The following is a 14,395-nucleotide window of genomic DNA, read 5'->3' as shown; positions in this document are numbered from 1 at the left end:
AAGGCGGCATACTTAAAGTTGTCACTCAACCATTACTTGGCACATCGAGTCACCAACGAGTTGCTCAGTAATAGGGGGTATTTCATTTTAGGAGGTGAATAGGATGGCACTAACAAAAGAACGTAAAAACGAAATCATTGCTGAGTTCCGTACACACGAAAGTGATACTGGTTCACCAGAAGTTCAAATCGCTGTCCTTACGGAAGAGATTAATAACTTAAATGAACATTTACGTGTTCACAAAAAAGATCATCACTCACGTCGCGGTTTATTCAAAATGGTCGGACGTCGTCGTAACTTATTAAAATATTTACGTGAAAATGACGTACAACGTTACCGTGAAATCATTACTAAACTCGGCTTACGTCGATAAAATGCACTTTTGTGAAAGCGGGCTTGTCCCGCTTTTTCTTTATGCCCCTATAAAATACAACATAACCTCCTAGGTCATATTTGAAAATGAAGTTTAGAGAAATGTTTCGCAAAGCATTATTATTTTTGATAAACTACAAGTAACTACATAACATAAACAGTATATGTGATTAGGTTTTCTTTTTAAGAGAGGAGTTCAATACATGAACGAAAAAAAGGTTTTTACCTATGAATGGGCAGGACGACCTTTACAAATTGAGGTGGGTCAGCTCGCAAAACAAGCAAATGGAGCCGTTATGGTTCGCTACGGAGAAACAGCTGTATTATGTAATGCAACAATGTCTAAACAACCGAAACAAGCTGATTTCTTCCCATTAACAGTAAACTATGAAGAAAAATTATATGCTGCTGGTAAGATTCCAGGAGGATTTATCAAACGTGAAGGACGTCCTTCTGAAAAAGCCATTTTAACATCGCGTTTAATCGACCGTCCGATTCGTCCGCTTTTCCCAGATGGATTCCGTAACGAAGTACAAGTTATTTCGATGGTCATGTCAGCAGATCCCGATTGTAGTTCAGAAATGGCTGCAATGCTAGGGTCATCACTAGCTCTTATGGTGTCTGATATTCCATTCGATGGTCCGATTGCTGGCGTTCAAGTGGGGATGATTAACGATCAATTTATCGTTAATCCAACAGTAGAACAATGGAAAGATTCAATCATCAACTTAACAGTAGCAGGTACAAAAGACGCGATTAATATGGTTGAAGCTGGTGCATTAGAAGTACCAGAAGAAACAATGTTAGAAGCCATCATGTTTGGTCATGAAGAAATTAAAAAATTAATTGCCTTTCAAGAGAAAGTAACTGCTGAAGCAGGTAAAGAAAAAATCGAAGTAGTTCTTCATGAATTAGATGCAGCATTAACGGAAACGATTACTTCTGAATACGAAGAAAAAATGAATGCTGCCATCCAAACTTATGAAAAACATGCTCGTGATGAAGCAATCGAGGCTGTTAAAGCAGAAGTTATCGCCAAATATGAAGAACAAGAAGCAGACGAAGATACTTTAAAACAAGTAGATCAAATTTTAGATAAAATGGTCAAAGAAGAAGTTCGTCGTTTAATAACAGAAGAAAAGATTCGCCCAGATGGTCGTAAATTAGATGAAATACGTCCTTTGTCTTCTGAAGTCGGCTTATTGCCACGTGCTCATGGCTCAGGGCTATTTACACGTGGACAAACTCAAGCGCTATCTATTTGTACATTAGGTGCATTGAGCGACGTTCAAATTATTGATGGTTTAGGTGTTGAAGAATCAAAAAGATTCATGCATCATTACAATTTCCCGCAATTTTCTGTCGGTGAAACAGGTCCAATTCGTGCACCTGGTCGTCGTGAAATCGGTCATGGGGCTCTCGGTGAACGTGCGTTATCAGCAATCATACCAGATGAAAAAGACTTCCCATATACAATTCGTTGTGTTTCTGAAGTATTAGAATCGAATGGTTCAACGTCACAAGCAAGTATTTGCGGCTCATGTCTAGCACTTATGGATGCAGGTGTTCCTATTAAAGCGCCAGTAGCTGGTATTGCAATGGGACTTGTGAAGAAAGGTGATTATTACTCAATCTTAACAGATATACAAGGTATGGAAGATCACCTTGGTGATATGGACTTTAAAGTAGCTGGTACGGCTAAAGGTGTAACAGCACTTCAAATGGATATTAAAATTGATGGGCTTTCTCGTGAAATTTTACATGAAGCTTTAGTTCAAGCAAAACGTGGTCGTATGATTATTCTTGATTCTATGCTTGCTACACTTTCAGGACCAAGAGATCATCTTTCAAAATACGCACCTAAGATCAAAAGCATTCACATAAATCCAGAAAAAATCCGTGATGTCATTGGATCTGGAGGTAAACAAATCAATAAAATCATCGAAGAAACGGGTGTCAAAATAGATACTGAACAAGATGGAACCATCTTCATCTCTTCTTCTGATGAAGAAATGATTGATCGTGCAAAAGAAATTATTGAAAATATCGTTCGCGAAGCAAAAGTTGGCGAATATTATATGGGAAAAGTCAAACGTATCGAAAAATTCGGTGCTTTCCTTGAAATTTTCCCAGGAAAAGATGGTTTACTTCATATTTCTGAAATTCAAGAAGAACGCACAAAAGCTGTTGAAGATGTTTTGAAAATTGGCGACGAATTATTGGTAAAGGTTATTGAAATCGATCGTCAAGGCCGTATTAACTTATCACGTAAAGTGGTAGTGAAAGAAGAAAAAGAACGTCAAGAAAAATAAAAGCAGAGCGTGTTAAAATTTCGACAAGCACTAGAAGACCCGAATCGAGAGTGTCTTTTCAATTTTCAAATAGCGGGATTGAAGTGACCTCGAGGGAACTCTGGTACGTGCAGCAATAAAAGCGAAACATGCTTGCTAACATGATTATGTTTTGAATGTAGAGGATTATGAAGATAATTTTCGAAATCACGAGGTTGCCTGTGAATTTAATGGCAGCCTCTTTTTACATAAGGGGGAAATTATTTGGTTACAAAGTATAAATGTCCAAATGGTGTACGAATATTGACAGAAAAATTGCCTTATGTGCGTTCAGTTGCTATGGGCATTTGGGTCAATGTTGGTTCAGGAAATGAAAGACCCGAAGAAAACGGGCTTACACATTTTATCGAACATATGCTATTTAAGGGGACGCATAGTAGGACCGCGAAAGAAATTGCAGAATCTTTCGATCGGATTGGAGGACAATTAAATGCATTTACCTCTAAAGAAAACACCTGTTATTATGCTATAACATTAGATCATCATGCAGAGGAAGCTATTACTCTATTGACGGATATGTTCTTCCATTCGACATTTGCCGAGGCTGACATTGAAAAAGAACGCCAAGTTATTTTTGAAGAAATGTCTATGGTAGAAGATACGCCTGATGATGATGTAGATGAGCGGCTATGGAGTGCCATGTATCCCCATCATCCAATGGGGGCACCTATCCTTGGGACAGAAGAAACTTTAGAAACTTTTACAAAAGATAAAATTGAAACATATATGTATGAACACTACACACCAGATCAAGTTGTCGTTTCAGTTGCTGGAAATATAACAGACCGATTGATTCATAAGATCATTGAATTATTCGATCAATTTAACAACACGAATCATCATTCTAAAATCATTCAAACAATACCCAAGTTTTTACCGGGACAAACGACAAAAGAAAGTAATACGGAACAAGCACATTTAGCTATTGGATATGAAGGATTAACCATTAAAGATCCGGATTTAATGAGCTTGCTTGTTGTGAATAATATTTTAGGAGATACGACATCCTCCAGATTATTTCAGCAGGTTCGAGAGGAGCAGGCATTAGCATATTCTATTTTTTCTTATTATACTGCCTATGAATATGCGGGAGCCTTTATGATATATGGAGGCACATCACCAGAAAAACTTACGATGCTTGAAGAAACGATTCTTCAAATCACTGAACAAATGGTGAATGATGGTGTATCCTCAATCGAAATACAGTATGCAAAAGAACAATTGGAGAGTAATCTATTATTAGGGCTTGAAACATCGAACGATTTTATGAATCGCAATGCCAAAAATGAACTCTTGTATGGGAGAGAAAGAACGGTAGAACAAACATTACAAGAATTACATGCTGTAGATGAAGAAAATGTAAATCGAGTCATTCAAATGTTGCTAACAAAACCATATGCCAAATCTGTTATTCAACCTGCTAAAGGTGGCGTTGAAAGTCGTTAATAGACGACTTTTGCGCCACTTTTTTCATTTTTTATTCCATAGGGGACAGCATAGGCTCCGCTTTAAAATGGAAGTAACGAGTAGGAGAGATTAGCAAGCAAATCGAGCATAGGATTTGCTTGATGATCTCTTTGCTTTTTTATGCACAGGAAAAGCTTAGGCTTCATACACTGTTAATACGGGAAAAAAGGAGGGATTGAATGCTCTTATCGGAACTTGCTAGCAAAGAGTTAATTCAGATAAAAGATGGGGTACGCTGTGGGCTACTGGCGGAAACGGAATGTTTACTGGATGCTAAAACAGGGCAAATTTATGGCTTTGAATTGGTTCATAAAGGTGTTCGTTTGCCTTTTAAACCAAAAGATACAAAGATGCAATCATTCATTCCATGGACTGAAATTTCACTGATTGGAGAAGATCGTATTTTATTTAAAAAGACGCAACCTTTAACATCGGGGTATATAAAATGACTAAAGAAACGTGGCTAATTTTAGGAAAAGACTTACGCTTTAAAGAATTAGCATTACGCCTTTCGTTGGATTTTGAAAATGTCATTTATAAGTATACGGACAACTGGAATGATGAGGTCCAACAGATTATTGTCACTGAAAAACCTCAAAGAATTGTTTTGCCCATTCATGCTGTTGATTTGCCTAAATCTGCTTTTGAATCATTGTCTGATGATACGGCCATATTCGTTGGGAAAAGCAATCAAAGTTTGCAGCAAGAACTTCGATCTTTAAAAGAAGATCATGTCATCTATTATTTACAGGATGAATCTTATATCTGGCTCAATGCAAGATTAACTTCAGAAGGAATGCTATGTGCATTTTATGAGCTTGAATCTGCTTCTGTTTATGGAAAATCTTTTTATATTACAGGATTTGGAAGGGTGGCGAAAATGCTTGCCTATATGCTGCACAAATTAGGGGCAAATGTGCACATATTAGCGCGCTCAAATAGTCAAATCCAAGAAGCCATTGCATACGGGTATGTTGCCTCGCAACTGATTCCTAAAAATATAAAAGAATCTTATTATTTGATCAATACAATCCCCAATAAATGGCTTACGGATGAATTTTATCAATTATTAGATCAAGAAACCAAAATATTCGATGTGGCATCGGCACCGGGCTGTTTAAATGTGAAAAGTAATGAACAACTCAGCTATTATTTACTCCCGGGCTTGCCTGGAAAGTATTTTCCACAGGATGCAGCTGATTTACTGGCACAAATTATTATACGAAAAAATAATGAACTAGGGGAGGAATGATATGTTAAAGGGAAAACGCATAGGATTTGGCATCACTGCCTCACACTGTACTTACGCAGATGTTATACCTAAAATTTCCTCTCTAACTGAGCAAGGGGCAACAGTAGTGCCGATTATAACAAATTCGGTGCTGACGGCCGCTACTCGCTTTGGTACGGGTGAAGAGTGGACTGAAAAAATTGAAACATTGGCTGGCCATAAAATTATTAAAAGTATAGTAGAAGCGGAACCTTTTGGTCCTTCTAATCCATTAGACTGTATGGTCATTGCCCCTATGACAGGCAACTCCATTAGCAAATTTGCAAATGCCTCGACGGATTCACCTGTATTGATGGCGGCAAAAGCGACTTTACGTAATGGCAGTCCAGTCGTCTTAGGAATTTCTACAAATGACGCGCTTGGCTTAAATGGAGTAAATGTCATGAGATTATTAAATACAAAAAATATCTTTTTTATACCATTTGGGCAAGATGATCCGATCAATAAGCCAAATTCTCTAATTTCTGATTTTCCGCAGTTAACAGCTACAATTGAAGCGGCTTTGGAAAAGAAACAATTGCAGCCTTTATTAATTCAATATACTAAATAATGAAATTATTATATGAATTTTTTGCGAATTATGGTACAATAGCGCCATTATCGAATGAATCGTTGAGGAGAGATGTATGATGACTAAAGAATATACAGTAGCAGTAGTAGGCGCTACAGGAGCAGTAGGAACAAAGATGATGGAGCAGCTTGCAAAGCGTGAATTTCCGGTTGGAAAACTAAAGCTACTCGCTTCAAAACGTTCTGCTGGCAAAGACATTACATTTAATGGTCAAACATACACGATAGAAGAGGCTACTCCAGAGGCTTTTGAAGGAGTAGATATTGCATTATTTAGCGCAGGAGGTTCAGTTTCTAAAGCGTTAGCACCAGCTGCAGCAGAACGTGGCGCAGTTGTGATTGATAATACAAGTGCATTTCGTATGGATCCAGAGGTTCCTTTAGTTGTTCCAGAAGTAAATCCACAAGATATAGCAAAACACAAAGGAATTATTGCAAATCCAAACTGTTCAACTATTCAAATGGTTGCAGCATTAGAACCAATCCGCCAAGCATTTGGGTTGAATAACTTAATCGTTTCTACATATCAAGCTGTGTCAGGATCAGGGATAAGTGCAATCAATGAATTAAAAGAACAAAGCTTACAATTTGATCATCCAAAAGATGTAGAAGCACATATTTTACCTGTAAAAGGGGATAAAAAACATTATCCAATCGCTCGTAATGTCATTCCGCAAATTGATGTGTTCACAGAAAATGGTTTCACATATGAAGAGATGAAAATGATCAATGAAACGAAAAAAATCATGCATGCGCCAGATCTCCCTGTTGCTGCAACTTGTGTACGTGTACCAGTAGTGGCAGGGCATTCTGAATCTGTTTATATCGAAATAGATCAAGCTGGTGTTACAGTTGAAGATATTAAAAAAGTCTTACAACAAGCACCTGGCGTTATCGTGCAAGATGATATAACAGCTCAAGAATATCCAATGCCTATTTATACTGAAGGCGAAGATGAAGTATTTGTAGGACGTATTCGCAAAGATTTAGCAAAAGATAATGCGTTTCATCTATGGGTTGTTTCAGATAATTTATTAAAAGGTGCAGCATTAAACTCTATTCAAATTGCCGAAAGAATGATTGAAGACGGATTAATCTAAGGAGGCAAAATAAGTGAATATTGGTAGTATTGCTACTGCGATGATTACACCGTTCCGTGAAGATGGATCCATTCATTTTGAGATGGTTTCAGATGTTGTTGAACATTTAATCGCAAACGGAACAGATTCAATAGTAGTCTGTGGTACTACAGGTGAGTCACCTACATTATCACATGATGAAAAAGTAGCTCTCATCCGTTTTGTTGTTAAAACAGTTCATAATAGAGTTACAGTGATTGCAGGAACAGGCAGCAATAATACACAAGCATCCATTGATTTAACAAAAGAGGCAGAAGCTGCTGGTGCTGACGGAATTATGTTAGTTGCACCATATTACAACAAACCGAGCCAACGAGGTATGTATAAGCATTTTGCAGCTATTGCGCAGTCAACTACATTGCCGATCATGCTGTATAATATTCCGGGGCGTTCGATTGTAAATATCCAGCCACAAACCGTTTTACAGCTTAGTAAAATTCCGAATATCCAGATTGTAAAAGAAGCAAGTGGGAACTTAGATCAAATGACGGAAATACTAGCTGGGGCTCCTGATGGTTTTACAGTATATTCGGGGGATGACGGCTTGACGTTACCACTGCTTTCGATCGGCGGTGCAGGTGTTGTTTCAGTTGCTGCACATGTGGTCGGTAATGATATGCAAAAAATGGTCAAAGCGTTTAAAGAAGGTCGTCATAAGGAGGCCGCTTCCATTCATCAAGCATTATTACCATTAATTCGTGCGTTATTTGCAACACCTAATCCTTCAACTGTCAAATACGCATTAACGAAATTGGGGATTGGCTCGGAATACGTTAGATCCCCCATTACATTGCTGACAGATGAAGAAAAATCAGCATTCGATGATGTATGGCAAGAATACGAAAAAAAGCAAATTTAAAAATTTTTTGAATGGGTAACGTTTGCCCATTCTTTTTTTGTTTGTGAAAACTCACAACTATCTATATAATGGGAGTAAGTGGTTTGTGTTCGGGATTATTTTAGGAGGAAAACAAGTGGTAAAAACAAAAAATGAAGTTATTCGCGTCATTCCACTAGGTGGCGTTAGTGAAATCGGCAAAGCTATGTATGTCGTTGAAATCGATGAGGAGCTATTTGTCGTTGATAGTGGACTTATGTTTCCCGAGGATGAAATGTTAGGAATAGATTACGTTATTCCTGATATGACGTACTTGGAGGAAAACAAATCCCGTGTGAAAGGAATTTTTCTAACACATGGACATGAAGATGCGATTGGTTCAGTAGCATTTCTTTTGCAAAAAGTAAACGCGCCAGTTTATGGCTCTAAATTAACCATTGCATTAGCAAAAGAGCATTTAAAAGATTTACCTGCACCATATCCTGTTAAATTTTTTGAAGTGACAAGCAAGAGTCGTATGAATTTTCAATCGACCTATGTGACGTTTTTCCATACGACTCATAGTATTCCAGATTCATTAGGTATTGCTTTCCATACTTCAGAAGGTGCTATTGTCCACACTGGTGAGTTTAAATTCGACCAATCAGCTCAAGGAAAATACAAGCCAGACATTGCGAAAATGGCTAATTTAGGCGAAGAAGGCGTATTTATCTTGATGTCTGATTCTACGGAAGCTGAACGACCAGGATATACTATACCTGAAAATGTTGTACGTGAAAGGTTAGCCAAAACATTCCATCAAGCTGAAGGAAGAATTTTGGTTGCACTTTATGCATCGAACTTTATTCGGATTCAACAAGTATTTGACCAAGCGTCAGCTGCAGGTCGAAAAATCGCGGTTGTCGGCCGCAGTTTAGAGCATGTATTTGAAATTGGTATGCGTTTAGGGTATCTTTCTGTAGATTCAGAGCAAGTGATTCCTAGCAATAAAATAAATGACTATCCAGATGAAGAAATTGTAGCGATTATTACTGGTAACCAAGGTGAACCACTAGAAGGATTAGAAAAAATTATCCGCAAACACCACCGTGATATCCGTATTAAGTCTACAGATACTGTTTTAATAACATTTACACCGTCACCAGGTATGGAACTTCAAATTGCAGATGCGATGAATAGTCTCGCTAAATTAGGGGCAAAAGTTTTATCAGCAGATACAAAGGTTCATGTATCAGGACACGGTGCTCAAGAAGATTTGAAATTGATGTTGAATCTTATGAAACCAAAATATTTTATCCCTATTCAAGGGGAATATCGTATGCTTATTGCACACTCCAAATTGGCACAACAAACAGGTTTGTCTAAGTCCCAAATCTTTATTGCCGATAAAGGGGATATCGTCGAATATAAAGATGGCAAAATGCGTATGAGTGGACGGGTAACCGCAGGAAATATCCTTATTGATGGTATAGGTGTTGGAGATGTCGGCAATATTGTTTTACGTGATCGTAAATTACTCAGTCAAGATGGTATTTTCATCGTCGTTGTGACCATTAACCGTCAATTGAAGAAAATTGCTTCAGGTCCAGAAATTTTATCTCGTGGATTTGTATATGTAAGAGAATCTGAAGAGTTATTAAGTGAAGCCTCTAATTTAGTAAAAGAAGTTGTCGAAAAATATGTGAATAAAGGCTCATATGAATGGACAAATATAAAACAAGAAATCCGTGACACGCTTAATTCGTATTTATTCCAACAAACAAAGCGCAGACCAATGATTATCCCGATTATTATGGAATATTAATATGTAAGCGAACAAAAAGGATTTCCTAACCTCTCTTATGGTAGGAAATCCTTTTTCCTTTCAATACATAATGGATGAAAGAAAGTAGGTGGAGGCATGACAACAGCCAAAAAGGGGACAGCTAAGTCAAAAAAAACTTCGACATCAAAGACAAAAAAAGATTCGCCAAAGTTGATGTATGAAATTGTTGGTTTAATTTTGATTGGATTTGCGATCATCATATTTTTTGAATATGGCATTGTGGGAAGATTACTACAAGCCTTATCCCTATTTTTATTTGGAAACTGGGCAGTCATTGTTCCATTTTTATTGGTAGTAAGCGCATTATTATTAATGTTAAAAAGAACTGTACCAAATTTAAGACATCGTTTAATCATAGGTAGTTTGTTGATTACTGGTGGACTAACTTTATTTAGCCATATTGCACTGTTTGAACAATTGTATGAAGGAAATGCCGTACAAAGTAATTCTGTTTTAAAAGAAACTTGGCGAATTTTAGTGACAAGTGGAGGCATTAAAGAACATAGTCATGCATTAGGCGGCGGAATGATAGGTGCGTTACTATTCGCCTGTTTTTATGCCTTATTCGACTCTGCAGGGGCAAATATAGCTGGGTGGTTAATGGTACTAATCGGGATCGTGTTAATTTCCGGGAAAGCACTGTTGCCATATTTAGTGAGTAAATGGCCGATTATCAAGAATACCGTTTTACAAATAAAAGGCCATTCAGGTACTTCCAGTCGGCGAAAGGAAGCTAAAAAGAAAAAAGAAAATACTCGTAAAAATAGAAAAAAAGCGGATTCAGAATTACCTACTCACGATGAGGAACATCATGCAGCAACTGCAATCGAGCCAGTAGTAGAAGAGAGAAAAGAACCCATTATTTCTGCCTTTACACAAAGAGTTCAGCAAGATCGAACTGAACCCGAATTGACCGTCATGCATGATGAAAGTTTGCCACAAGAAATAGATCATCCATCGATCGATACGTCTGATGTAGTAGAAAATGAGGCATATCAATTACCATCTATGAATAATTTGAAATTACCACCGCATACTGACCAAAGTGGTGAGTTTGAGTTAATCCAAGGGAATGCTCGTAAGCTGGAGCAAACTTTTCAATCATTTGGTGTCAAAGCGACCGTAACGCAAGTACATCTTGGTCCAGCTGTGACGGAATATGAAGTATTGCCTGATCGAGGCGTAAAAGTTAGTAAGATCGTTGGTTTACAAGATGATTTGGCATTAGCACTTGCAGCAAAAGATATTCGAATTGAAGCACCAATTCCAGGCAAATCTGCCGTAGGAATTGAAGTACCAAATAAAGAAGTTGCGATTGTCAGTTTACGTGAAGTGTTAGAATCGAAACAAAACAATAAACCAGATGAAAAATTATTGATTGGTTTAGGAAGAGATATTACTGGAGAGGCAAAACTTGCAAAATTGAACAAAATGCCACATTTACTGGTAGCTGGTTCAACGGGTAGTGGTAAATCAGTTTGTATTAATGGCATTATTATTAGCCTATTGATGAGAGCAAAACCGCATGAAGTCAAGATGATGATGATTGACCCGAAAATGGTAGAATTGAATGTTTATAATGGTATCCCTCATTTGCTAGCACCTGTTGTGACGGATGCACGTAAAGCGTCACAAGCGTTGAAAAAAGTAGTTGCTGAGATGGAAAGGCGCTATGATTTGTTTTCCCATACAGGTACTCGAAACATAGAAGGATATAACGACCATATCGATAAATTTAATGAAGAAAACGGTGAAAAGCACCCTAAAATGCCATTTATCGTAGTTATTGTAGATGAATTAGCAGATTTGATGATGGTGGCTTCAAGCGATGTGGAAGATTCGATCACTCGTCTCGCACAAATGGCCCGTGCGGCAGGTATACACTTGATCATTGCTACACAAAGACCGAGTGTCGATGTTATTACAGGGATCATCAAGGCCAATATCCCGTCAAGAATTGCTTTTGCCGTATCATCTGCCATTGATTCGCGTACAATACTAGATATGAGCGGTGCTGAGCGTTTACTTGGAAGAGGAGATATGCTCTTTTTACCTGCAGGTGAATCAAAACCCGTACGTGTTCAGGGGGCATTTGTTTCAGATCAAGAAGTGGAGAAGATTGTCGATTTTGTTATAGCACAACAAAAAGCGCAATACCAAGAAGAAATGATCCCAACTGATGAGGAAGAAATTCCAAGTTTAGATGATACAGATGAACTTTATGAAGAAGCCGTACAATTGGTTTCAGCTCAAGATACCGCATCGGTGTCATTTCTTCAAAGAAAGCTAAAAATAGGTTACGCTAGAGCTGCTCGTATTATGGATCAAATGGAAGAAAGAGGAATTGTAGGGCCGGCTGAAAAGAGCAAACCTAGAGAAGTTTTGATCGGCAAATAATTGCCCTGCTTGGACAAGCAATATGTTCTCACATCGCAATCCTTCCGCAAAACAGGAGGAAAGGTGAGAGAACAACTGTCTATAGCAATCTGATTGGTTCAACTTTAATATTTGCTTTTTGTTATCTAAAACAAGGTAAATGATATAAAATTTTATCTGTTTTAGCACAGTTTTTGTAAAAAATATTTATTTCCCTAAAAAAAATGGTATAGTAATGTCTGATTAGTAGGAATGTTTTACGTCTGATGTCTGATCTCTGATTTCTGGTGGTGATTTATATGACAATAAAATCTGATCATCGTCATCTCTATCTTCAAGTGATTGATCATATAAAGGCAGATATAGAGCAAGGTGTTTACAAAGAAAATGAAAAACTGCCTTCAGAATTTGAATTATCGAAGTCACTTGGTGTTAGTCGTGCAACACTTCGTGAAGCACTAAGATTGTTGGAAGAAGAAAATATCATTGTTCGAAGACATGGTGTAGGAACTTTTGTAAATCCAAAACCTCTATTTACATCAGGGATTGAACAACTTTCAAGTATCTCCTCAATGATTGAGGAAGCGGGAATGGAGCCTGGTACAAACTATTTAAGTTCAACTGAGCAACTTCCAAATGATGAAGATATAAAACGCTTTCAATGTGATGAAGATGAACCTTTAATAACGATTGAACGTGTGCGTACAGCAGACGGAGAACCAGTAGTGTATTGTGTGGATCAAGTACCTGCGAAGTATTTACCAGCAGATTTCTTGTTTCGACATGATCCTTCTATTTTCTCAGCTCTAGAGGAATCAGGAGATATACATGTTGCATATGCTGTTACATTTATTGATCCAATTGGTTATCACAATCAAGTTTCTCCAATCTTACAATGTGGGCGGGAAACAGCCCTATTAGTATTAAAACAGCTCCATTATGATGATAAAGATCGTGTGGTACTTTATTCACGAAACTATTTTAGAGCCGACAAGTTCAGCTTCCATGTAGTGAGAAAACGTGTATAAAACCATACTCATTCCTGCTTATCGAATGTACAATTAACTTTACTTTTTAGGGGGATTTCAAGTGAAAAAGCGTAAAATTGGTTTAGCTCTTTCTGCACTTTTAGCTTCTGGGACTTTACTAGCTGCATGTGGGAATGACAATGCTGGTGATTCAAAGAAAAATAACAAGGACTCATTCTCAGTAGGGATGGTAACTGATATTGGCGGTATTGATGACCGTTCATTTAACCAATCCACTTGGGAAGGATTAGAACAATTTGGTAAAGATAATGGATTATCTAAGGGGAATGGCGGTTATGATTATTTACAGTCTTCATCTGAAAGTGATTATAACACCAATTTGAATAGTTTAATTCGCCGTAATTTTGATTTAGTATTTGCAGTTGGTTATAATCTGCACGATTCAGTTGCTGAAGTAGCTAAGCAACAAAAAGATGCTAAAATTGCGATTATTGATTCAGTTGTTGAAGGACAGGACAATGTTGCTTCTATTATGTTCAAAGCAAATGAAGCTTCATACTTAGCAGGAGTTGCAGCAGCTTTACAATCTAAAACTGGTAAAATTGGTTTCATTGGTGGTATGGAAGGCGATATTGTTGGTGGATTCGAAGCGGGTTTTGTAGCAGGGGCTAAAGAAGCAAATCCAAAAGTTAAAGTTGATGTTCAATATGCAGGATCGTTTACAGATGCAGCCAAAGGTCAAGCAATTGCTAAACGTATGTATGACTCAGGTGCTGATATTGTTTTCCATGCAGCAGGTGGAGTAGGTAAAGGGTTATTTACTGAAGCTAAAGAACGTAAGAAAAAAGATCCAAAGGCCGATGTATGGGTAATTGGTGTTGACCGTGACCAATATGATGAAGGTAAAGTAGATGATAAAACAAATGTCACTTTAACTTCTGTATTAAAACGTGTCGATATTGCTGCACAAGATATTTCCAAACAAACAAAAGATGGTAAATTCCCTGGTGGTAAAACCATTACTTTTGGTTTGAAGGATAATGGGGTTGATTTAGCTGACTCACATGGTGCAATCACTAGTGATACACAAAAGAAAATTGATGAATATAAAGAAAAAATTATCAATGGTGATATTAAAGTTCCCGAACAACCAACCAAAAAATAATAGTACCATTGT

The 14,395-nt window shown here is 37.5% G+C and carries 12 protein-coding genes; all 12 read left to right on the top strand.

All coding sequences use genetic code 11. The features are described from left to right. Nucleotides 1–103: 103 nt before the first annotated feature. Entirely contained in the window at nt 104–373 is a 270-nt protein-coding gene (rpsO, locus tag FEZ13_RS07640; RefSeq protein WP_146549319.1) for a 30S ribosomal protein S15, read from the top strand. A 202-nt stretch (nt 374–575) separates the two neighbouring features. Further along, complete coding sequence (gene pnp, locus FEZ13_RS07635; protein ID WP_146552091.1) at nt 576–2,684, top strand: polyribonucleotide nucleotidyltransferase; 2,109 nt, start codon at nt 576–578, stop codon at nt 2,682–2,684. Between the two features lie 243 nt (nt 2,685–2,927). Then, nucleotides 2,928–4,169, top strand: coding sequence for a M16 family metallopeptidase (locus FEZ13_RS07630; protein ID WP_146552090.1), 1,242 nt, complete (start codon nt 2,928–2,930; stop codon nt 4,167–4,169). Nucleotides 4,170–4,369: 200 nt separating this feature from the next. Continuing rightward, complete coding sequence (locus tag FEZ13_RS07625; protein WP_146549316.1) at nt 4,370–4,639, top strand: YlmC/YmxH family sporulation protein; 270 nt, start codon at nt 4,370–4,372, stop codon at nt 4,637–4,639. Beyond that, the gene (locus FEZ13_RS07620) at nt 4,636–5,442 is read left to right on the top strand and encodes a dipicolinate synthase (RefSeq protein ID WP_146552089.1); all 807 of its coding nucleotides are present in this window, start codon (nt 4,636–4,638) and stop codon (nt 5,440–5,442) included. The genes FEZ13_RS07625 and FEZ13_RS07620 overlap by 4 nt, the downstream gene beginning before the upstream one ends. Nucleotide 5,443: 1 nt before the next feature. Next, on the top strand, nt 5,444–6,031 hold the full coding sequence (locus tag FEZ13_RS07615) for a dipicolinate synthase subunit B (protein WP_146552088.1): 588 nt from the start codon (nt 5,444–5,446) through the stop codon (nt 6,029–6,031). Between the two features lie 79 nt (nt 6,032–6,110). Next, nucleotides 6,111–7,151 (top strand): aspartate-semialdehyde dehydrogenase, encoded by a 1,041-nt coding sequence (locus tag FEZ13_RS07610; RefSeq protein ID WP_146552087.1) that lies wholly within the window; start codon nt 6,111–6,113, stop codon nt 7,149–7,151. 13 nt (nt 7,152–7,164) lie between these two features. Next, complete coding sequence (gene dapA, locus FEZ13_RS07605; RefSeq protein WP_146552086.1) at nt 7,165–8,049, top strand: 4-hydroxy-tetrahydrodipicolinate synthase; 885 nt, start codon at nt 7,165–7,167, stop codon at nt 8,047–8,049. Nucleotides 8,050–8,164: 115 nt separating this feature from the next. Next, nucleotides 8,165–9,832: a ribonuclease J gene (locus FEZ13_RS07600; protein WP_146549311.1), complete on the top strand. Its 1,668-nt coding sequence runs from the start codon at nt 8,165–8,167 to the stop codon at nt 9,830–9,832. 96 nt (nt 9,833–9,928) lie between these two features. Then, nucleotides 9,929–12,250, top strand: a complete 2,322-nt coding sequence (locus FEZ13_RS07595; RefSeq protein WP_146552085.1) for an FtsK/SpoIIIE family DNA translocase — start codon at nt 9,929–9,931, stop codon at nt 12,248–12,250. Nucleotides 12,251–12,528: 278 nt separating this feature from the next. Beyond that, nucleotides 12,529–13,257 (top strand): GntR family transcriptional regulator, encoded by a 729-nt coding sequence (locus tag FEZ13_RS07590; RefSeq protein WP_146552084.1) that lies wholly within the window; start codon nt 12,529–12,531, stop codon nt 13,255–13,257. Nucleotides 13,258–13,318: 61 nt separating this feature from the next. Next, nucleotides 13,319–14,383, top strand: coding sequence for a BMP family lipoprotein (locus FEZ13_RS07585; protein WP_146552083.1), 1,065 nt, complete (start codon nt 13,319–13,321; stop codon nt 14,381–14,383). Nucleotides 14,384–14,395: the final 12 nt, after the last annotated feature.

This window comes from Rummeliibacillus sp. SL167, assembly GCF_007896505.1.
GTDB lineage: Bacteria > Bacillota > Bacilli > Bacillales_A > Planococcaceae > Rummeliibacillus > Rummeliibacillus suwonensis.
The sequence above is the reverse complement of the archived record's forward strand: the minus strand, read 5'-3'. Positions and strand labels throughout refer to the sequence as shown.